The 19134-nt window shown below is 62.7% G+C and carries 15 protein-coding genes and 5 tRNA genes; 8 read left to right on the top strand and 12 right to left on the bottom strand.

The annotated features are described in order from the left end of the window. Nucleotides 1-111 precede the first annotated feature (111 nt). Nucleotides 112-708, bottom strand: a complete 597-nt coding sequence (gene nudE / locus AC26AR_RS12315) for an ADP compounds hydrolase NudE (RefSeq protein WP_488107905.1) — start codon at nucleotides 706-708, stop codon at nucleotides 112-114. Between the two features lie 248 nt (nucleotides 709-956). Between nudE and AC26AR_RS12310 the strand changes: the two genes are divergently transcribed. The 4 genes from AC26AR_RS12310 (at nucleotide 957) to AC26AR_RS12295 (ending at nucleotide 5202) form a co-directional block, all read left to right on the top strand. Continuing rightward, nucleotides 957-1646, top strand: a complete 690-nt coding sequence (locus AC26AR_RS12310) for an HAD-IA family hydrolase (protein WP_077374965.1) — start codon at nucleotides 957-959, stop codon at nucleotides 1644-1646. Next, nucleotides 1646-2038 (top strand): RNA-binding S4 domain-containing protein, encoded by a 393-nt coding sequence (locus AC26AR_RS12305; protein ID WP_488107127.1) that lies wholly within the window; start codon nucleotides 1646-1648, stop codon nucleotides 2036-2038. The genes AC26AR_RS12310 and AC26AR_RS12305 overlap by 1 nt, the downstream gene beginning before the upstream one ends. Before the next feature lie 210 nt (nucleotides 2039-2248). Further along, nucleotides 2249-3175, top strand: coding sequence for an Hsp33 family molecular chaperone HslO (hslO, locus tag AC26AR_RS12300; RefSeq protein ID WP_176493583.1), 927 nt, complete (start codon nucleotides 2249-2251; stop codon nucleotides 3173-3175). Nucleotides 3176-3642: 467 nt separating this feature from the next. Next, nucleotides 3643-5202: a phosphoenolpyruvate carboxykinase gene (locus tag AC26AR_RS12295; protein ID WP_077374959.1), complete on the top strand. Its 1560-nt coding sequence runs from the start codon at nucleotides 3643-3645 to the stop codon at nucleotides 5200-5202. 121 nt (nucleotides 5203-5323) lie between these two features. On the opposite strand, the gene AC26AR_RS12290 is transcribed toward AC26AR_RS12295, so the two are convergent. Both AC26AR_RS12290 and AC26AR_RS12285 read right to left on the bottom strand, forming a co-directional pair. Continuing rightward, nucleotides 5324-6193: a lytic transglycosylase domain-containing protein gene (locus AC26AR_RS12290; RefSeq protein WP_488107126.1), complete on the bottom strand. Its 870-nt coding sequence runs from the start codon at nucleotides 6191-6193 to the stop codon at nucleotides 5324-5326. Between the two features lie 167 nt (nucleotides 6194-6360). Continuing rightward, complete coding sequence (locus tag AC26AR_RS12285) at nucleotides 6361-8091, bottom strand: proline--tRNA ligase (RefSeq protein ID WP_271302192.1); 1731 nt, start codon at nucleotides 8089-8091, stop codon at nucleotides 6361-6363. Between the two features lie 293 nt (nucleotides 8092-8384). Here AC26AR_RS12285 and AC26AR_RS12280 point away from each other — a divergent pair, with 293 nt between their 5' ends. Beyond that, a complete protein-coding gene (locus tag AC26AR_RS12280; protein WP_488107125.1) occupies nucleotides 8385-9815 on the top strand; it encodes a Dol-P-Glc:Glc(2)Man(9)GlcNAc(2)-PP-Dol alpha-1,2-glucosyltransferase in 1431 nt (476 codons plus the stop codon). 41 nt (nucleotides 9816-9856) lie between these two features. Here AC26AR_RS12280 and AC26AR_RS12275 read toward each other — a convergent pair whose 3' ends face one another. The 8 genes from AC26AR_RS12275 to uvrY form a co-directional block, all read right to left on the bottom strand. Next, nucleotides 9857-10288 (bottom strand): SpoIIAA family protein, encoded by a 432-nt coding sequence (locus AC26AR_RS12275; protein WP_167592971.1) that lies wholly within the window; start codon nucleotides 10286-10288, stop codon nucleotides 9857-9859. A 158-nt stretch (nucleotides 10289-10446) separates the two neighbouring features. Then, nucleotides 10447-11277 (bottom strand): formate/nitrite transporter family protein, encoded by an 831-nt coding sequence (locus AC26AR_RS12270; protein ID WP_488107124.1) that lies wholly within the window; start codon nucleotides 11275-11277, stop codon nucleotides 10447-10449. 315 nt (nucleotides 11278-11592) lie between these two features. Next, a tRNA-Leu gene (locus AC26AR_RS12265) sits at nucleotides 11593-11677 on the bottom strand. 385 nt (nucleotides 11678-12062) lie between these two features. Beyond that, a tRNA-Cys gene (locus tag AC26AR_RS12260) sits at nucleotides 12063-12136 on the bottom strand. 109 nt (nucleotides 12137-12245) lie between these two features. After that, nucleotides 12246-12320 (bottom strand) — tRNA-Gly (locus tag AC26AR_RS12255). Nucleotides 12321-12541: 221 nt separating this feature from the next. Then, on the bottom strand, nucleotides 12542-13090 hold the full coding sequence (gene pgsA, locus AC26AR_RS12250; protein WP_077374945.1) for a CDP-diacylglycerol--glycerol-3-phosphate 3-phosphatidyltransferase: 549 nt from the start codon (nucleotides 13088-13090) through the stop codon (nucleotides 12542-12544). A gap of 244 nt (nucleotides 13091-13334) precedes the next feature. Next, on the bottom strand, nucleotides 13335-15287 hold the full coding sequence (uvrC, locus tag AC26AR_RS12245) for an excinuclease ABC subunit UvrC (protein ID WP_488107123.1): 1953 nt from the start codon (nucleotides 15285-15287) through the stop codon (nucleotides 13335-13337). A gap of 401 nt (nucleotides 15288-15688) precedes the next feature. Then, nucleotides 15689-16354: a UvrY/SirA/GacA family response regulator transcription factor gene (gene uvrY, locus AC26AR_RS12240; protein ID WP_077374938.1), complete on the bottom strand. Its 666-nt coding sequence runs from the start codon at nucleotides 16352-16354 to the stop codon at nucleotides 15689-15691. A 221-nt stretch (nucleotides 16355-16575) separates the two neighbouring features. Between uvrY and AC26AR_RS12235 the strand changes: the two genes are divergently transcribed. The 3 genes from AC26AR_RS12235 to AC26AR_RS12225 all read left to right on the top strand — a co-directional run bounded on the left by AC26AR_RS12235 (nucleotide 16576) and on the right by AC26AR_RS12225 (nucleotide 17904). Continuing rightward, a tRNA-Ala gene (locus AC26AR_RS12235) sits at nucleotides 16576-16651 on the top strand. Nucleotides 16652-16725: 74 nt separating this feature from the next. Further along, a tRNA-Ala gene (locus tag AC26AR_RS12230) sits at nucleotides 16726-16801 on the top strand. Nucleotides 16802-17031: 230 nt separating this feature from the next. Beyond that, nucleotides 17032-17904, top strand: coding sequence for an AraC family transcriptional regulator (locus tag AC26AR_RS12225; protein WP_279874533.1), 873 nt, complete (start codon nucleotides 17032-17034; stop codon nucleotides 17902-17904). Between the two features lie 87 nt (nucleotides 17905-17991). On the opposite strand, the gene AC26AR_RS12220 is transcribed toward AC26AR_RS12225, so the two are convergent. After that, on the bottom strand, nucleotides 17992-19071 hold the full coding sequence (locus AC26AR_RS12220) for an ABC transporter ATP-binding protein (protein ID WP_488107122.1): 1080 nt from the start codon (nucleotides 19069-19071) through the stop codon (nucleotides 17992-17994). Between the last annotated feature and the right edge of the window lie 63 nt (nucleotides 19072-19134).

Raw genomic sequence — 19134 nt, 5'->3', positions numbered from 1 at the left:
GTCCACTGACATCACGGGTGAAACGACAAGCCCCCGCCATTGGCGGGGGCTTGTCGTTGTCTGAAGAACAGCGCGAGAGGGCAGGGCCAGGGCCAGGGCACGCCCGACGCCTTACCACCAGTCGGGGCTATGGAGCTCCTCGCCGGCCAGCAGGCGTTCCCTGGCCATGAAGAGGGCGGCGATGGCCCGCGCCTCGTGGAAGTCCTCGCGTGCCAGCAATGCCGGCAGCTCGTCGAGGCGATGGCGCTCGACGACCAGAGGTTCCGGCTCATCCCCCGGCAGACGCTTCTCGTACAGGTCACGCGCCAGCATGACGTTCATGCGGTGATCCATGTAGTTGGGTGCCAGGCTCAGTTCGGCCAGCGGCTCGATGTCGTGAGCGCCGAAACCGCACTCCTCCATCAGTTCACGGTTGGCGGCGGTCACCGGGTCTTCGCCGGGGTCGATCAGCCCCTTGGGCAGGGTCAGCACGTACTGCTCCGGCCCGGCGGCATATTCACGGATCAGCAGTACGTGATCCGGGTCTGGCATGGCGACGATCATCACCGCACCATGGCCACCACTCTTGAGACGTTCGAAGCTGCGCGTCGCGCCATTCGAGAAGGTCAGTTCCAGCGCCTCGACGGTAAACAGCCGCGAGCGAGCCACCTCGCGTCGCGAGTCGATACGGGGGGGTGTCAGCGCGTCTCCATCGGCGTAGTGCCCGATGGTCGAGTGATCGGGGCGTGGCGCATCATCAATCGGAAGTCCTCAAGGCAGAGATCAAGAAGCGGGCGCCGGGCAGGCTGTCATGCCCGAGCATCGAGCTGTCGCGCCCATCGTGGCAGGCTGTGCCGGGCAGGGCAATTGTCGTGAGCTTGCCGGCATCGCTGATGTCCCATGTGGGCACATGCGCAGCGCAGGACCATGCTTTACACTATACAACCCCAAATTCCCCGCCGGCTGACAGACTACCGATGATTGACTGGACCACGATCGACACCGTGCTGCTCGACATGGATGGCACCCTGCTGGACCTGCATTTCGACAGCCACTTCTGGCTGGAGCACCTGCCACGCCGCTACTGTGAGCTGCATCGTCTCGATAGCGCACTGCAGGCGGACCTCAAGGCGCGCATCATCAGCGAATCCGGCACGCTCAACTGGTACAGCCTCGATTACTGGAGCCGCGAGCTGAAGCTGGATGTCGTCGCGCTCAAGCGTGAGGTGCAGCATCTGATCGGGTATCGCCACGAGGCAGAGGACTTTCTCGCCTGGCTACGGGATCAACCGCAGCGCGTGGTACTGGCGACCAACGCGGACCGTCACGGGATCGAGCTCAAGTTCGGTCTGACCGGCATGGGCGATTACTTCGATGCCGTCGTCTCCTCGGCGGATCTCGGACACGCCAAGGAGGAGCAGGCCTTCTGGCATCGGCTCAACGAGATCGAGCCCTTCGAGCCGGCACGTACCCTGTTCATCGATGACAATCCCCAGGTGCTGGAGAGTGCGCGCACCTACGGTATCGCGCATCTGCTGGGCGTGCGTCAGCCGGACTCGAAGCGCGAAGCGCGTGACTTCGAGCATGTGCACGGACTGGACGGCTTTGCCGTGCTGACGGCGGGTGGCGGCCTTCATCTGGAACACGAGGAGCGCAAGGAGTCTTGATGAGTGACCAGGTACGCATCGACAAGTGGCTGTGGGCGGCGCGATTCTTCAAGACGCGCGGCATGGCCAAGAAAGCCATTGAAGGTGGCAAGATCCAGTACAACGGCAGCAAGGTGAAGACGTCCAAGACCGTCGAGGTCGGCGCCTTGATCGAAGTGCCGCAAGGTTGGGATCGGCTGGTGGTCGAAGTGCTGGCACTCAGCGACCAGCGCCGTGGCGCGCCCCAGGCGCAGACACTCTATCAGGAGACGCAGGAGTCGCGTGCGCGCCGCGAACGGGAGGCCGAGGTGCGTCGCCTTGGCAATCAGGGCATGAGCCCGCCCGTGGGACGTCCCGACAAGAAGCAGCGGCGCAGCATCCACCGCTTCCAGCGCCAGGATTCCGAAAGCTGACGACACAGGCTCTCGCCACCCTTGCGGGGGGAAAGCCTGTGGACGTCACGTTGATACTTACCCAATTCATGACGCACGGCCCGGCCTTCGGTGCCGAAGCCGAGGCAGGCCTGCGTCGTCGCCGAGGTTCATCGCGGTCCGTTGCTCGTGGTCCACGAGCTGATGGCCGCGATGGCTCGGTTCGAGGAGCCCCCAATGAGTGATCACGACATGCAAGACCCTGACAAGCAAGCCGGCGACGCCCACGAAGAGACGGCGCCGAATTTCGATCAGATCCAGCGATTCCTGTTCGACGCCACCAATGTGCGCGGCGAGATCGTCACCCTGGACAAGGCCTATGCCGAAGTCCTTGATCGTCATGCCTATCCCCAGGCCATCTCGCGCCAGCTGGGCGAGATGCTGGCAGCGGTGGCGCTGCTGACCGAGACCATCAAGCTGGATGGCACCATGACACTGGAAGTGCGTGGCACGGGGATCGTGCGTCAGCTGATGGCCGAGTCCAATCCCGGCGGTGAGCTGCGTGCCATTGCCCGTCTCAGTGACGAGGACGTGCTGCCGACCGATGAAGCCACGCTGCAGGCTCTGGTGGGGCAGGGGCAGATCGTCATCACGCTGGACCCGCGTGACGGCAAGCGTTACCAGGGGATCGTGGCGATCGATCAGGACAGCCTCGCCGGCTGCCTGGAAAGCTACTTCAGTCAGTCCGAGCAGCTGCCGACGCGTCTGTGGTTGATGGCCGATGCACAGCGTGCCGGTGGCGTGATGCTCCAGCAGCTGCCTGACGACGATGCCAACAAGGACCCCGATGCCTGGGAGCGAGTCGTCCATCTCGCCGACACCCTCAAGGCCGAAGAACTGCTGGTGCTTGATCAGCAGGACGTGCTGCACCGTCTCTATCACGAAGAGACCGTGCGCATCTTCGAACCCAAGGCGCTGCGTTTCGGTTGTACCTGTTCTCGTGAGCGTCTCGGCGCGGCACTGCACAGCATCGCCGCGGACGAGTTGCGCCAGATCGTCGCCGAGCATGGTGAGCTGGCCACGCAATGCCACTTCTGCCATACCCGGTATTCCTTCAATGCCGCGGAAGTTGAAGCCATCATCGAAGACCCGGCTGCAGGCAGCCCGATCGTCCACTGAGTCCAGCAATCGCGCTGGCGCCAGCGTTGCCTGTTGGCCTGCCTTGCGTCAGCTCGGGCAGTGTTGGCCGAAGTCTCGGGCGGAGACTGTCGATGCGCAGCAGCTGTCGATGGGCAGGCGCTGTCGACGATGGGCAGGAGGGGCAGGAGTGCAGGAGGGACGCCCATCATGAGGCCAGCGGCAGGGGTGGGCAGCGAGCGAGGTGAAATTGTCGGACATTTCACGTCTCGAGTGTCAGTCAATGCGCTGTCGGGCGTTGCAGCAATCAGCGTTTCCGCCCGAGTCCCTTTTTGCCATAATGCCTTGCCAGTACGGGGCTGGACGCTCCGTTGCGGCAACATGGCCTGTAGGCCATGGTCGATTCCGGCAGCATCGTTCGATACCCCAAAATAAGCCTGCGGCATGTACCGCCGGCATCTGGCAAGAGCCATCAAGAGAGAGGGCGGCCCTGAGCCGCGGAGACGCGAATGAGCAAGCATCAAGACAGTGCGGTGACCACTCACACCAATCTCAGCAGCGCAGAGCTGATCGAGCTGGCAGTGGCTCGCGGCGAAGGACGTCTGGCCGACAACGGCGCGCTGGTCGTGGAGACGGGGGCTCGCAGTGGTCGCTCCCCGAACGACCGCTTCATCGTCGATGAGCCGTCCACCTCGGACGCCATTGACTGGGGAAGCGTCAACCGCCCGTTCAGCCCTGAGCGTTTCGACGCGCTGTGGGACCGGGTCGAGGACTACCTCGGTGCGCAGACAAGCTTCGTGTCCGAACTGCACGTCGGCGCCGATCTCGAGCATTACCTGCCGATTCGTGTCACCACGGAAACGGCATGGCACAACCTGTTCGCGCGTACCATGTTCGTGCGTCCGGACAGCTTCAATGCCAAGGACAAGAGCGAGTGGACCATCCTCAACGCGCCGCACTTCGTGTGTGAGCCCGAGCGCGATGGCACCAACTCCGATGGCGTGGTGCTGATCAACTTCGCACGTCGTCGCGTTCTGCTGGCTGGCATGCGCTATGCCGGCGAGATGAAGAAGGCCATGTTCTCGGTGCAGAACTTCCTGCTGCCGGAAAAGGACGTGCTGCCGATGCATTGCTCCGCCAATGTCGGTGATGACGGCGAGACCACGCTGTTCTTCGGTCTTTCCGGCACCGGCAAGACCACTCTGTCCGCCGATCCGGCGCGCCATCTGATCGGCGATGACGAGCACGGCTGGGGCGAAGGCACCGTCTTCAACATCGAAGGGGGCTGCTACGCCAAGTGCATCGACCTCTCCGAGAAGAACGAGCCGGTCATCTGGAATGCCATCAAGTTCGGCGCCGTGCTGGAAAACGTGGTGCTGGACGACCGTCGCGGTGCGGATTACGGCGACGACACTCTCAGCCAGAACTCGCGTGCGGCCTACCCGCTGGAGCACATCGAGAAGCGCGTGCCGGAAAATCGTGCCGGTGAGCCGAATGCCATCGTCTTCCTGACCTGCGACATGTCCGGTGTGCTGCCTCCGGTGTCCGTGCTCAGCAAGCAGGCGGCCGCCTATCACTTCCTGTCCGGCTACACCGCCAAGGTCGGCTCCACCGAGATGGGCTCCACCGCCGGTCTCGAGGCGACCTTCTCCACCTGCTTCGGCGCGCCGTTCTTCCCGCGCCCGGCGCGTGAGTACGCGGATCTGCTGATCAAGCGCATCGAGGCGTTCGGCTCGCGCGTCTATCTGGTCAACACCGGCTGGACCGGTGGTGCCTACGGAGAGGGCGGCTCACGCTTCTCCATCCCGACCACCCGCAGCATCATCAGCGCGATCCAGAACGGCGCACTCGCCGATATCGAGACGCGTCACATCGACGTGCTCAACCTGGATGTGCCGGTGCGTGTGCCGGGCGTCGATTCCAGCCTGCTCGACCCGCGCGAGACCTGGGAAGACCGCGCTGCCTATGACAGCAAGGCGCGTGACCTGTCCGCCAAGTTCGTCGAGAACTTCAAGAAGTTCGCCGGTGTGGATGAGGCGATCATCGCGGCGGGCCCGACGCTGGTCTGATCGACCGCCGTTCTCGCGATACGCCAGATGAAAACGCCTCGCTCGGGTGACCGAGCGAGGCGTTTTCATGTCCGGACAGCGATGACACCGCCTTCGGATCACGGCTGCGACATGGCGTGGCTCAGGGGCTGCCACCGGCGGCCAGAGAGCGACTGGCAGGCGCATCCAGCGCCTCTTCGTCTGACAGCGGGTTGCCGGTGGTATTGGCGCTCAGGATGGCCTCCGTCGCCAAGGCGTCCTGTGGTGCCACCCTGCGCTCGTCGTGGGCCGTATCAGGAAGCTCGGGCGTGTTCTCTCCGGGCATTTCACTGTCCGGCAGGCGCTCGGCGACGAAGGGAGCGGGGGCCTGATACCACCAGCGGGTGGTCCAGGCGCGCATCACCCGTTCCGGGTACCAGGTCTTGCCGAGGCTGCCATTGTAGCGGGCCAGTGCATCGGTGATGTCGCCCTTCTCACGCTTGAGGTAGTGGGCGAGGATGGTGGCGCCGTAGCGCAGGCTGGTGTCCTGGTCGAGCAGGTTGTCGCCCGGCTCGCCGATCTCGCGCTTCCAGAATGGCATCACCTGCATCAGCCCTCGTGCGCCGGCATGGGATACCGCCGTCGGCTTGAAGGCGCTTTCCACCTGGATCACGGCCAGAATCAGCTCCGGCGCCAGCCCCGTGCGGGTGGCTTCGCGGCGGATCTTGCGCAGCAGGTCGATCCGGGCGGCGCGATCGGGCATGTAGCGCTCCAGACGCTGCTGCATGCTCAGCACCCAGTGCAGGGCATCGATGGGGTCGTCGAAGGCTTCAGGCTCTGCCAGCGCTTCTCTCAGGCTTTCACGCAGTGCCGGAGAGAGGCCGTGCTCGGGGATGGCGGCCGCAGCATGGAGGGGCGCGCTCTGCAGCATGGCTACCATGCTGCCCACCACGAGACAGGCTGCTCCCGCCAGGTGGCGGAGCAGGCGTTGGTGGTGTGGAGTACGAGCGCCTTCGGGGCGTGGTGTGGTCATGCGCAGTCCCTGCGTATCGGTCATGCCGGCATTATGCCGTGTTCGCGGCGTTGACGTTAATGACCCAGTCAATCAGCCGCCTGAAACGACGACAGCCCGCCCCCCCCGAGAGGGAGGCGGGCTGTCGTGCTTCGCGTCAAGGAAGCACCCTGGGCGGCGCCTGAGGCTTACTTGCCGCTGCGCTCGGCCAGGAAGTCCATCAGGTTGTCGACGGGGACCATGGTCGCGTCCGCGTCCGTGCGGCCCTTGTACTCATACTCGCCGTTGTCGAGACCGCGATCACCGATCACCAGACGATGCGGAATGCCCAGCAGTTCGCCATCGGCGAACTTGTTGCCCGGACGCAGGTCACGATCATCCAGCAGGACATCGTAGCCTGCGGCGGTCAGCGCCTGATAGACGCGCTCGGAGGTCTCGCTGACGCGCACGGACTTGTGGGCATTCATCGGCACGATGGCGATCTGGAAGGGCGCGATGGCTTCCGGCAGCACGATGCCGCCCTTGTCGTTGCCCTGTTCGATGGCCGCGGCCACCACGCGGGTCACGCCGATGCCGTAGCAGCCCATCCACAGCGGCTTGGCCTTGCCGTTCTCGTCGAGCACGGTGGCGTTCATGGCATCGGAGTACTTGGTGCCCAGCTGGAAGATATGACCCACCTCGATACCGCGCGCGATGTCGATCACGCCGTGACCGTCCGGTGACGGGTCACCCGCGACGACATTGCGGATATCAGCGACTTCCGGCAGCGGCAGGTCGCGCTCCCAGTTGAGGCCGAAGTGGTGCTTGCCTTCGATGTTGGCACCGGCACCGAAGTCGCTCATCAGAGCGACGCTGCGATCGATGATGATCGGCATCTCGAGCCCCACCGGACCCAGCGAGCCGAAGCCGGCGCCGACGGCGGCACGCACTTCCTCGTCGCTGGCCATGGTCAGCGGCACGGCGACCTGTGGCAGGTGTTCGGCCTTGATCTCGTTGAGCTCGTGATCACCGCGTACCATCAGCGCGACCAGCCCTCCCTCGACACCTTCGGCCGCCTTGACGATCAGCGTCTTGACGGTCTTCTCGATGGCCAGGCCATGCTGCTCGACGAGGGCGGCGATGGTCTTGGCATTCGGCGTATCGACCAGCTGCATGTCCTGAGTCGGTGCGGCGCGTTGCGGCGTCTCGCCCAGCGGTGCGGGCAGAGCCTCGCACTTCTCGATGTTGGCAGCGAAGTCGGAGCCGGTAGAGAAGGCGATGGCGTCTTCTCCGGAATCGGCCAGCACGTGGAATTCGTGGGAGCCGGTACCACCGATGGAGCCGTTGTCGGCAATGACGGGGCGGAAGTCGAGACCCAGGCGCGTGAAGATGCGCACGTAGGTGTCGTACATCACCTGATAGGTGTCCTTGAGCGAGTCTTCGCTCAGGTGGAAGGAATAGGCATCCTTCATGATGAACTCACGGGAGCGCATCACACCGAAGCGCGGACGAATCTCGTCACGGAACTTGGTCTGGATCTGATAGAAGTTGGCCGGCAGCTGCTTGTAGCTGTTCAGCTCGCGACGCGCGAGGTCGGTGATGACTTCCTCGTGGGTCGGGCCGACGCAGTAGTCGCGCTGATGACGATCAACGACACGCAGCAGCTCCGGGCCGTACTGTTCCCAGCGACCGGATTCCTGCCAGAGCTCGGCAGGTTGCACGGCGGGCATCAGCACTTCCTGGCCGCCGGCGCGGTCCATCTCTTCACGGACGATGCGCTCGACCTTGCGCATGGTGCGCAGACCCAGCGGCATCCAGGTGTAGAGCCCGGAGGTCAGGCGACGAATGAAGCCGGCACGCAGCATCAGCTGGTGGCTTATGACTTCAGCATCGGACGGGGTTTCCTTGAGAGTGGAAATCAGCAGTTGACTGGCACGCATGGGCTCAGCGATCCCTCGACTTGTCGCTTTGATCGGTACGCTTCGCAATCGCGAAGCAAGAACAGGCAGGACTTCGGCACGCCAACGGCGGGCGTATCAGCGAAGCAGACTGGGGGCATTGTACTGCCGCGAGGCTTTGTGGGGCAAAGTGCTGCGACAGACTGGAAAAAAGTGCGCCGGCCTGCCGATACTGGTGCAGGGCGCAGGGCGTCCTGGGTCAGAGGCATGAGGGCACTGCAGGACGAAGACTGCCTCGTCAGGTGACGGGGAGGGTCGCACAAGGAGAGGTGGACATGGCGTCACAGGATCATCACGCAGGATGCGCGCCCGTCAGACGACACCCGCGGTGGCGGACCGCTCTGGTGCTGATGGTGCTGGTGTCATGTCTGGGGCTATCCCTGTGGCTGGTGAGCCACCATCTGCCGATTCCCTTCGTCGATGAGGGAGTCCATTTCGCGCAGATCCGCCAGTTTCTGGAGGGCGACTGGCATCAGCATCCCAAGCTGACCACGCTGACGCTCTATCACGCCAGCATGGCGCTGGTACTGATGACGCTCCAGACGCTCGGGGACTGGCTGAATCTGCCGCTGGCGACAGCCACCATGACGGGACGCTGGCCACAGATGCCGTCGGTGGACTGGGTGCGCGGTCTTTCGCTGGTGGGCTTCAGCGTCATGGCGTTCCTCCTCTGGCGGGCATTGCCGCAGGGCTACCGGCGTCTCGCTCCTTCGCTGGAGGCGCACGACGCTCGTCACCAGGCCAGCCGTCAGTGCTGGCAGTGGCTGTGGCTGCCGATCATCTTTCCCTATCTGGCGCTGGTGTATACCGACCCCTGGATCATCGCGCTGGTCGCGTTGCAGCTCGTCGCACTGGTGCGAGAACAGCGTCTGCTGCTGCTGGTATTGATCATGGCGGGATTGGGGTTGCGTCAGGACAGCATCGTGCTGCTGGGGTTGTGGGGCGGCCTGCTGCTGTGTCTGACCCATCACAAGGCCGTGAGCGAGGCGCGGATGGCAGGACTGGCGACTCCCTTGCGCGCGCCGCTCTCTCGGCTCTCCACCTGGTGGACACTGTTCATCAACTGGTGGTGGGTGCTCGGGCTACCGGTGGTCGCCTTTCTCGGCTTCCTTCTCTGGAATGGCGGCATCGCCATGGGAGACACCACGCGCCATCAGGCCGGTTGGCACACCGGCAATCTCGGCTATTACCTGGCGGTGATCGGCATGGTGTTCCTGCCGCTGTGGCTTTCGGACCTGCCGCGTCAATGGCAGGGGATGAAGCGTGCATGTTCGCGGGAGGGATGGCGGCGAGGAATGCCGTTGCTGCTGCTGGCGGTCGGCCTGTGGCTGGTGCTGGCAATGAGCTTCGAGCTGACCCATGACTACAACTTCCAGCGCTGGACGATTCGCAATGTCTGGCTGATGTGGTGGAACGAGCACCCGGTCGCGCGCTGGATCACCCTGCTGATGTCCACCAGCGTGGCCTTCTGGTGGCTGAGAGCACCGTTGAGACTGGGGCATGGTGGGCTGCTGCTGGTGATGCTCGCGCTGATGATCTGCACGCGGGAGCTGATCGAGACGCGCTACATGCTGCCGTTGATCACCGTGTACCAGCTGCTGCGTGTGCCTGAGCGTCCCGCCGTGGAGCGCGCAATGACGCTGTGGGCCATGGCGATGGGAGTGATGCTGCTGGCGGGACTGGTGCTGACCCGCACCTTGCCCTGAAAGCCGCAGGGGCGAGGGAGCAAGGTGCGGACTGGAGGCTGTCAGGCCTCGTCGTGCTGATGGCGGGCTTCTGCCGAGGCGTGCGGATCGGTGCTCGGAGTGCTGCCACGGGGTGACTCGGCCACCCAGGCATAGGCGGCTTCTCGCTCGGCAGGCGAGAAGTGGCGGACTTCGATGGAGCGCACCAGATGCTTGCTGAATTCGGTGACGTGACGCAACCACTCGGCCTTGCTGATGATGGCCTCGCGTTCGAAGTCGCCAAGATGACGCAGGGCGTAGCCGATATCGTTGAGCAGCGCTGCCGGCGTGATCAGCCCGAAGCGCTCGATTTCCACCAGCAACGAGATGCGCTCATGGCGCGCGAGGCGCTCATCACATTCGCGGATCACGGGAGCGAGCGACGCCTGATCGATGCTGCCTTCCAGCCGCAGGGCGACGACGTGATCAGCGGGACTCTTGAGCAATGTCAGCATGTTGGGCTCCTGCACGTGAGCGTGGTGGGGGAGTGGGTCACACAGCCACTCTGACAGCGATGTGACACATTTCAGTGTAGTCGCATGTAGCCATCGCAGCAGGCGCATCTGCGCGCCAGCATCACGGGGAGAGCGCCATGACGGCGTACCCCGGCCTGTCACTCACACCGTTTCGGACGCAGTCCGTACCACAATGGCAGCGCGACCAGCAGGCTGCCGCCCAGCAGGTTGCCGATGCCTGCCGGCAGGATGTTCCAGCGCATGGCGTCCCACCAGCCGGGGCCTTCTCCCGTCGGCATGATCATCGAGAAATAGGCCATGTTGGCCGGGCTGTGCTGGAAGTTGCCTGCCACGAACAGACTGACGGCCAGCACGATGGGCACGAACTTGTCGATGATGGTCCTGCCCATCATGGCGAGAAATGCCGCCATCCCGACCATCCAGTTGCCCAGCATTCCCGACAGCACCAGCGAGAACCAGCCTTCGGCACCTCCTGTCTGTTGATAGTGCATCTTCTTCGCCACCAGTTCGGCCAGCAGCTGATAGTGCTGGGGGGAGTAGACCTGTGCCACCGAGATCACCCAGCCTGTCAGCATCGTGCCGAGCAGATTGCCTATCCAGGCCAGTACCCAGAACTTCAGGCCGCGCCGCAGCATGTCACTGCGGGAGCAGTTGAGCGCACTGACCGGCAGAATGACATTGGCCTCGGTAAAGAGGGCGGCGCCGGTCAGGATGACGAGGAAGAAGCCGACCGAGAACCCGACCCCCTGAAGCAGCAGCTGCAAGCCATGTGTCTCGACCCCGGTCGACAGCAGGATGGAAAACAGCGCCCCCATGGTGATGAAGGCGCCGCCCAGCATGGCCAGTACCAGAATGCGGGGGGCTGACAGGGTATGAATGTGTTCGCAGGCTTCTCGACAGATTTCCTGTGCCACATCACGGGAAGCGATGAACTGGGCGGCAGGGCGGTGGGGCGAATCGTCGGACATGGGGAGTTCCTTCGGCCATTTCATGAGGCGTCAATGAGGTGGGCGGCAATGAGGTGGGGCGGCAATGAGATAATGCACACTCACGTGGGCTCAGAGGAAATAGACCTTGGGGAGCAGAGAAGCCAATTCAATCGCACAGGGCACCTGGCGGTGAGTATCGAGCAGGTAATGGCAGCTCAGCAGGGGGTGGCATCTGGCGAGGTTTCTGGACGACAGGCATGAAAAAGCGCCGCCCGGACATGATGAACATGACATGGCGACGCTCTTGAATGCTGCTTGAGTCTGTCCTGCTTGGCGTGGTGCTGCCTGAAGCGATGGTACGGCCAGCCGGACTCGAACCGGCACGCCCGAAGGCAGGAGATTTTAAGTCTCCGGTGTCTACCGATTCCACCATGGCCGCGCAGACTGGCGCATAACTTAGCATATTTCAGAACAAGGTCAACTTTAATGCGTGACATACGAGGGTTAACTGTTTGTTCTGCAATCCCTTTGCCTCATCACTGAGGGCAGTGGTGCACATGACGCGCGTTCGGGCATCAGAGCGGACAGGCGCAATGAATCCTCTGCGCAAGACGTGTGCGACAGGGGCTCAGGCAAGGATGAGGGATGAAAAGACCAGCGGGAAATGATGCAGGTACTGAAGGCGAAAATCAGAGAAGACCGACAGGGAGTGTCAGTGATTCAACAGATGAAACGAGATGGATAAAGTAGAAAAGCAAGACGACCAGGAGGTAAGGTGTCTTGTCCATTTCAGTGCAGGACAGGGGATGTCAGGCGTTCTGAAATGGAGGCTGGAGTCGGAATCGAACCGGCGTACACGGAGTTGCAGTCCGCTGCATGACCACTCTGCCATCCAGCCTCAATGATCGAGATGTCAGTCGAAACTGATGTCTGATCCGAGGTTTCTCTGCGCATTGCACAAGAGAATTGAGTCAATGTCGAAGTGCCGTCAAGGCCACCTGTTTCATTGGAGCGGGAAACGAGATTCGAACTCGCGACCCCAACCTTGGCAAGGTTGTGCTCTACCACTGAGCTATTCCCGCTGAACTCGAGGTCGAATTATACGGATAATTCCCATGCTGTCAAACAGTTAATGAAAAAATGTCTCGCAGACCTGGTGGCCGGAAACGACGACGCCCACCTGCCGAAAGGGCGGGTGGGCGTCTCGAGAACTGGCCTCTGCCAGTCGGGCAACTTGCTGGGCCCGTGTCGTACTGAACTTTCGTCGTGCTGAGCATTCGTCATGCTGAACATGTGCCACGTGTCAGACGGAACGTATCAGTTCTGGCCATGCCGCACGCAGGTAACTGATCATCGACCACAACGTCAGGGCAGCGGAGATATACAGCAGGCCGAGGCCGGCATCGCCCCCGAGACTGCCTGGGGAGAAGTACAGCAGCATGAACAGGGCGAGCATCTGGGCAGCGGTCTTCAGCTTGCCGACCCATGAGACTGCCACGCTGCCGCGCTTGCCGATCTCGGCCATCCATTCGCGCAGTGCGGAGATGACGATCTCGCGACCGATGATGATCAAGCTGGGAATCGTCATCCACAGGCTGTCGTAGCGTTCGATCAACAGTCCCAATGCCACGGCGACCATCAGCTTGTCAGCCACCGGGTCCAGGAAGGCGCCGAAGGGCGTCGTCTGATTCCAGCGTCGCGCGAGATAGCCATCGAACCAGTCGGTCACTGCCGCCAGGGCGAACAGCAGGGCGGTGACGGGCAGGCTCCAGTCATATGGCAGATAGAAGCACACCACCAGCAGCGGAATGAACAGGATGCGGATCAGAGTCAGGATATTGGGAATGCTCATCGTGACGGCACGAGTCCTTGCATGAAGCGTCGGGTGGCTGGGCGAAATCAAGGGCGACGCCCCGAAAGGGCAGATCGCTCCGCTAGCGCCGCACAAGTCGTCTATTCTAGCCTGCCGGTGAGGTATTCAGCCATGCCAAACCGCAGGATATTCAAGCCGACTTCCGTTACCCCTGCCTGTGCGGCAGGCTGAGGGTGACAGAGGTCGGCGTGGGGTGTCGATGTATCCCCTGCTGCATGATCGGTCAGCCGTGCAGTGCCTGATGGATCACCTCGGCAAGGGATTCGCTGATGCCGGGCACCCGCGCCAGTTCCGGCTTGGAGGCCTGCTTGACCCCCTGGAGTCCCCCGAAGAACTTGAGCAGTTCCCGGCGGCGCTTGGGCCCGACCCCCGCGATGCCCTCGAGGCTCGAGGTGCGGCGCGCCTTGTCACGCTTGGCGCGGTGGCCGGCGATGGCGAAGCGGTGCGATTCATCGCGGACATGCTGGATCAAGTGCAACGCCGGCGAGTGGCTGTCGAGGTCCAGGGTGTCATGCACCGTCTCGATGAACAGCGTCTCGAGCCCTGCCTTGCGCGTGGTGCCCTTGGCGACCCCGAGCAGGATGATATCGGTCACCCCGAGTGACTCGAACACCCCGCGCGCCATGTTGAGCTGCCCCTTGCCGCCATCGACCAGCAGGATATCCGGGCGTTTGCCTTCGCCTTCCTGCAGGCGCTTGAAGCGCCGCGTCAGTGCCTGTTGCATGGCGGCGTAGTCATCGCCGGCCGTCACGCCTTCGATATTGAAGCGCCGGTAATCCGACTTGATCGGCCCGTCATGATCGAAGACCACGCAGCTGGCCACGGTCGCCTCGCCATGACTGTGGGAGATGTCGAAGCATTCCAGGCGCTTGGGCACCTCATCGAGTCCCAGCGCGTCGCGCAGCGACAGGAATCGGTTGGACAGCTGCTGGCGGCTGGCCAGCTGGGTGGCCAGATGTTGCTCGGCGTTGGTCTGCGCCAGTGTCAGCCACTGGGCGCGATGGCCACGCACCTGATGCGCGACCCGTACCCGGCGTTCGGCCTTCTCGCTCAAGGCGCCTTCCAGCAGATTGGCGTCTTCGAGGGCCAGCGAGGTCAGCACCTCATCGGGCATCTCCCTGTCCTGGCCGAGGTAGTACTGGCTGACGAAGCCGGTCAGCAGCTCGCTGCTGGTCAGGTCCAGACCATTGCCGGGCGAGAAGTGGCGCGCGCCGAGCATGCGCCCCTGACGGACCGAGACCACGCTGATGCACAGTCCACCCGGGCGCTCGGCCAGTGCCAGAATGTCCGCGTTGCCGGTACCGGTATCGACGTATTGCTTCTCCTGCATGCGGCGCAGCTGGGCGACCTGATCACGCAGGCGAGCCGCTTCCTCGAATTCCAGGCGCATGGCGGCATCTTCCATCGCCCGACTCAGCTCATCGGTGACCTGATCGCTCTGGCCGTTCAGGCACATCACCGCGTGTTCCATGTCGCGACGATAATCCTGCTTGCTGATGTAATCGACGCACGGCGCAGTGCAGCGGTTGATCTGATATTGCAGGCACGGACGCTCACGATGCGCGAATACCGAATCCTCGCAATTGCGCAGCCGGAAGATCTTCTGCATCAACGTCAGCGATTCCCGCACTGCCACGCTGCTGGGATAGGGGCCGAAATACCGGCCATCGTTGCGCTTGTGGCGCACGCGCTTGAACTCCAGCGCCGGATAGTCGTGATGCTGGCTGATGAAGACGTAAGGGTAGGACTTGTCGTCGCGCAGCAGGATGTTGTACGGCGGGCGCAGCTCCTTGATCAGGGTCTGCTCAAGCAGCAGCGCTTCCGTTTCGCTGCGGGTGATGGTGACCTGGACATCCGCGATGCGCCCGACCAGTGCCTGGGTCTTGGCATTCAGACCGGTATTGCGGAAATAGCTGGAGAGGCGTGCCTTCAAGCGCTTTGCCTTGCCGACATAGAGCACCTCGCCGGCGGTATCCAGCATGCGATAGATACCGGGCGCATCACTGACATGCTTGAGGAAGTGGCGCGGATCGAAGTCATTCGCCTCGGCCGCCGGGGCGGAGGCATCGCTGGTGATCAGACGACTGGACACCCGAGCGGCGTCACTGCGCTCGCGGTTCGCGTTGGACTCGTTGGCGGATTCCGGTGGCGTGGAATCGGGATGCTGCTTGGCCATGGGGTTCCTCGTTCGGAGATGTCGCCAGTCTATCAAACAAGCCGAAGGCCCGATCAAGGGAGCTGCATGTCCATCTTCAGGTGCCGTGGCTGTCTTCAGGGGCAATGCGCATCGGCAGGCAAACAGATCAGATTGGGGCGGGTGTCCCGCGCAGCAAGGGGGCAGGAGACGCGGCGGGGTGGGATGCCCGGCGATGTCGGGCGCCGCCATGCCCATCGAGAGATGCCAGGCGAGCGATGCCAGTGGAGAGATGTCAGTGGAGAGATGTCAGTGGAGAGAAGGAAAGGCCAGCAAGACGATAAGAAAAAAGCCCACGGCCCGATGATGCCTCCCCTGAGGGATGGTGTCATCGGGCCGTGGGCTTTCCCGTCAGCGAATCACTTCGCTGTCGCCTGCGTGGCTCAATCCGACAGCGGCCGAGCCTCGAGAGCATAGTCGTCGAGCAATTGATGGCGCATGGCCAGATGCGTCATCTCGACGTCACTGGTCACGCCCAGCTTCTCGAAGATGCGATAGCGATAGGTATTGACGGTCTTGGGGCTCAGGTGAAGGCGGTCGGAGATCTCGTTGACGCGATGACAGTTGACGATCATCAGCGCCACCTGCATCTCGCGGGTCGAGAGTTGCTCGAAGGGATTGCTGCATCCGGTGTCCATGCCCGAGAACACCAGGCGTTGCGCGATCTCCGGGGTCAGGTAGCGTTCGCCACCGGCGACTCGGCGAATGGCGCGAATCATTTCATCGAAGGGCGTGCCCTTGGAGATGAAACCGAAGGCCCCTGCTTCCAGCAGGCGTTTGGCGAAGGATTCCTCGAGATAGGCGGTCAGGACGATCACGCGAACTTCCGGCAGGCTGCGAACGATCTTGCGCGTGGCTTCAAGTCCATCGACGCCGGGCATGCGAATGTCCATCAGCACGATATCCGGACTGTGCTCACGGCAGAGTTTGATCGCGGTTTCGCCATCCGAGGCTTCTGCAATCACCTTGAGCCCATCCTCTAGCTCAATGGTACGGACGATGCTGGTACGCACCAGGTGGTGGTCATCAGCGACAAGAACCTTGATCAAGGCGGCTCCAGTAAAGATGTCATCAGGCGTGTTAGTTAGTATGGCTTTCAATGTACCCATTGGCCATGGGCTTGTCGATGCCACTGTCATCCCGTGCGTCGCATGCAAGATGACCACCCTTCATCAGCGTGCTTCGTGACGGTGAACGCGGGAAATCGCTGCAAAAATAAGGGGTTGACGGCTTGTAATGTGGTCTGTAGTATTCGCTGCATCGTGAGCACGGGGCCTTAGCTCAGCTGGGAGAGCGCAACACTGGCAGTGTTGAGGTCAGCGGTTCGATCCCGCTAGGCTCCACCATGTCACGAGATGCCAGCATACCGGCATGCAGGGTCAACTCTGCGAAGTATGGCGCGCAACCTTTAGCGCGCAGTGGGGCCTTAGCTCAGCTGGGAGAGCGCAACACTGGCAGTGTTGAGGTCAGCGGTTCGATCCCGCTAGGCTCCACCAGAATTCTTGAAAAAGCGGTCATCCTTCGGGGTGGCCGTTTTTTTGTGCTTGGCTTTCCGCTCGTCCCTGTCAATTTCATCCCTATAGTTGCCAGTGCCCGGGCCTGCCAATGCTGAGGGAGATGGGTAAGAAATCTCACCCAGGCTCGTGATTGGCTGAAATGTCTGAAAATAATTGCCTGATCATCTCAATGGATTGATGAGAGGCAGGCTTGGCGCTAGATTGGCGACATGAGCAGACAAGAGATCACACGACTCGTGGAGAGCCTCGCCCACGAGGAAGGTATTCGAGAGACCGCAGTGAAGGGCGTGCAGCTCTTTCGCATGACGGAGCCCGTGCGCTGCGCGCCGGCCATCTATGAGCCCGCCGTGGTGGTGATCGTCAGCGGTGCCAAGGAGGCGATACTGGACGGCGAACGGCATGTCTATGACAGCCGCCAGTATCTGTGCTGTCCCATCTCGATGCCGGTCGAGGCGGGCGCCCCCATGGCGTCGCCAGAGACACCGCTATTGGGCGTCTACCTCTCGCTGGACACGCGGGTGATGACGGAGCTTGCCATCGAGATGGAAAGCGCCGCGGGGCTTGTGCACAAGCCGGGCAGGGGTCCGCTGCCGCCGGGGCTTGCCCTGGCGCATTGGGACGCCGCCTTCAGCGATGCCTTGTTGCGACTGCTGCAGGTGGTACAGAGCCCTAGCGATGCGGCGATATTGGGAGAAGGGCGGCTGCGGGAGCTTTACTACGCCGTCCTGAAGGGCGAGGCGGGGGAGTCGGCGCGGCGCGCCTTCGGCGTGGGCAATGAGATCGCGCGGGTAATCGATTACCTCTCCAGCCGCCTGGATGAGCCGGTCAGCATTGACGACATGGCCGGGCGGGTCGGCATGAGTCGCGCCGTCTTCCACCGCAAGTTCAAGCAGGCGACCACGATGTCGCCGATCCAGTTCGTGAAGTCCATGCGCCTCAATACTGCCGCCATGCAGATCGCCACTGGCAAGACCGTCAGCGAGGCGGCCATGGCCGTGGGTTATGTCAGCTCCTCGCAATTCAGTCGCGAATTCAAGCGTCTGTACGGGCAGTCTCCCAAGCAATGGAGTCAGTTCAAATAGCGATACGCCACGAGCGGGACATGAAAAAACGGCCATCCGAAAGGAGGCCGTTTTTTCATGGCTGGTGATCATCCTGCGCGTGGGGCGCTAGAGCACCGCTTCACTCTCCTCGACACGCTCGAAGAGGATCAGATGATCGGCCTGGATACGCAGCATGACCTGCTCGCCGGGCTGATAGTCGTGATGGCTGTTGAAGGCCGCCTCGACTTCCCGCCCGGAAGGCAGCGCCAGCCGGTAGAGGGTGCTGGTACCGGCGAAGGTCGCGCTGAGCACACGCGCCTTGAGGTCGGTGGCTTCCGAATCTCCTTCGGCCAATACCAGGTCATCCGGGCGCAGCAGCACGTCCACCGGCGTGCCGGGTGCATACGGATAGGCACGGTTGCCGCGAATCACCCCGAGTTCGGTGGAGACGCTTTCGTTGTCCGCCAGCGTGCCGGGGATGAAGTAGCCCTGACCGATGAAGTTGGCGACGAAGCGCGTGGCCGGCTCGTGATACAGATTGAACGGCGTATCCCATTGCTGCAGGTGCCCGGCATGGATGACGCCGATCTGGTCCGCCATCGCGAAGGCTTCATTCTGATCATGGGTGACCAGTACCGCGCTGATGCCGAGGTGCTTGAGAATCCGGCGCACCTCCTGGCTCAGCTGACGGCGCAGCTCCACGTCCAGATTCGAGAACGGCTCGTCGAGCAGCAGGATGCGTGGCTCCGGCGCCAGCGCGCGTGCCAGGGCCACGCGCTGCTGCTGTCCGCCCGAGAGTTCATGCGGAAAACGCTCGCCCAGATGCCCCAGACCGACCAGCGTCAGCAGTTCCGCTACCTTGGCATTGCGCTCGGCCTTCGGCATGCGGCGTACGCCAAACCCCACGTTGTCCGCCACGCTCAGGTGCGGAAACAGGGCGTAATCCTGAAAGACCATGCCGACGTGTCGCTCTTCCGGCGCCGTCAGCTGGGTGGCGCTGGAGAGCACTTCTCCCTCGAGGCGAATCTCACCGACCGCCACCGGTTCAAAGCCGGCGATCGCGCGCAGCAGGGTCGTCTTGCCGCAGCCGGACGGGCCGAGCAGGCAGGCGATATCCCCCTTGTTGAGAGAGAAATTGATGTCACGGGTCACCACGGTGGTGTCGTAGCGACATTCCAGAGAATCAATCTGCAGGAGCGGTTGCATGATGGCGGGTCGGTCCAGAAAACGAGAAGGGCAGCGAGTGGAACAGCCGGCGAGGGCATCAGG

Source organism: Cobetia sp. PS-4MA (assembly GCF_057670765.1).
This window is presented reverse-complemented; position numbering and strand designations above follow the sequence as displayed.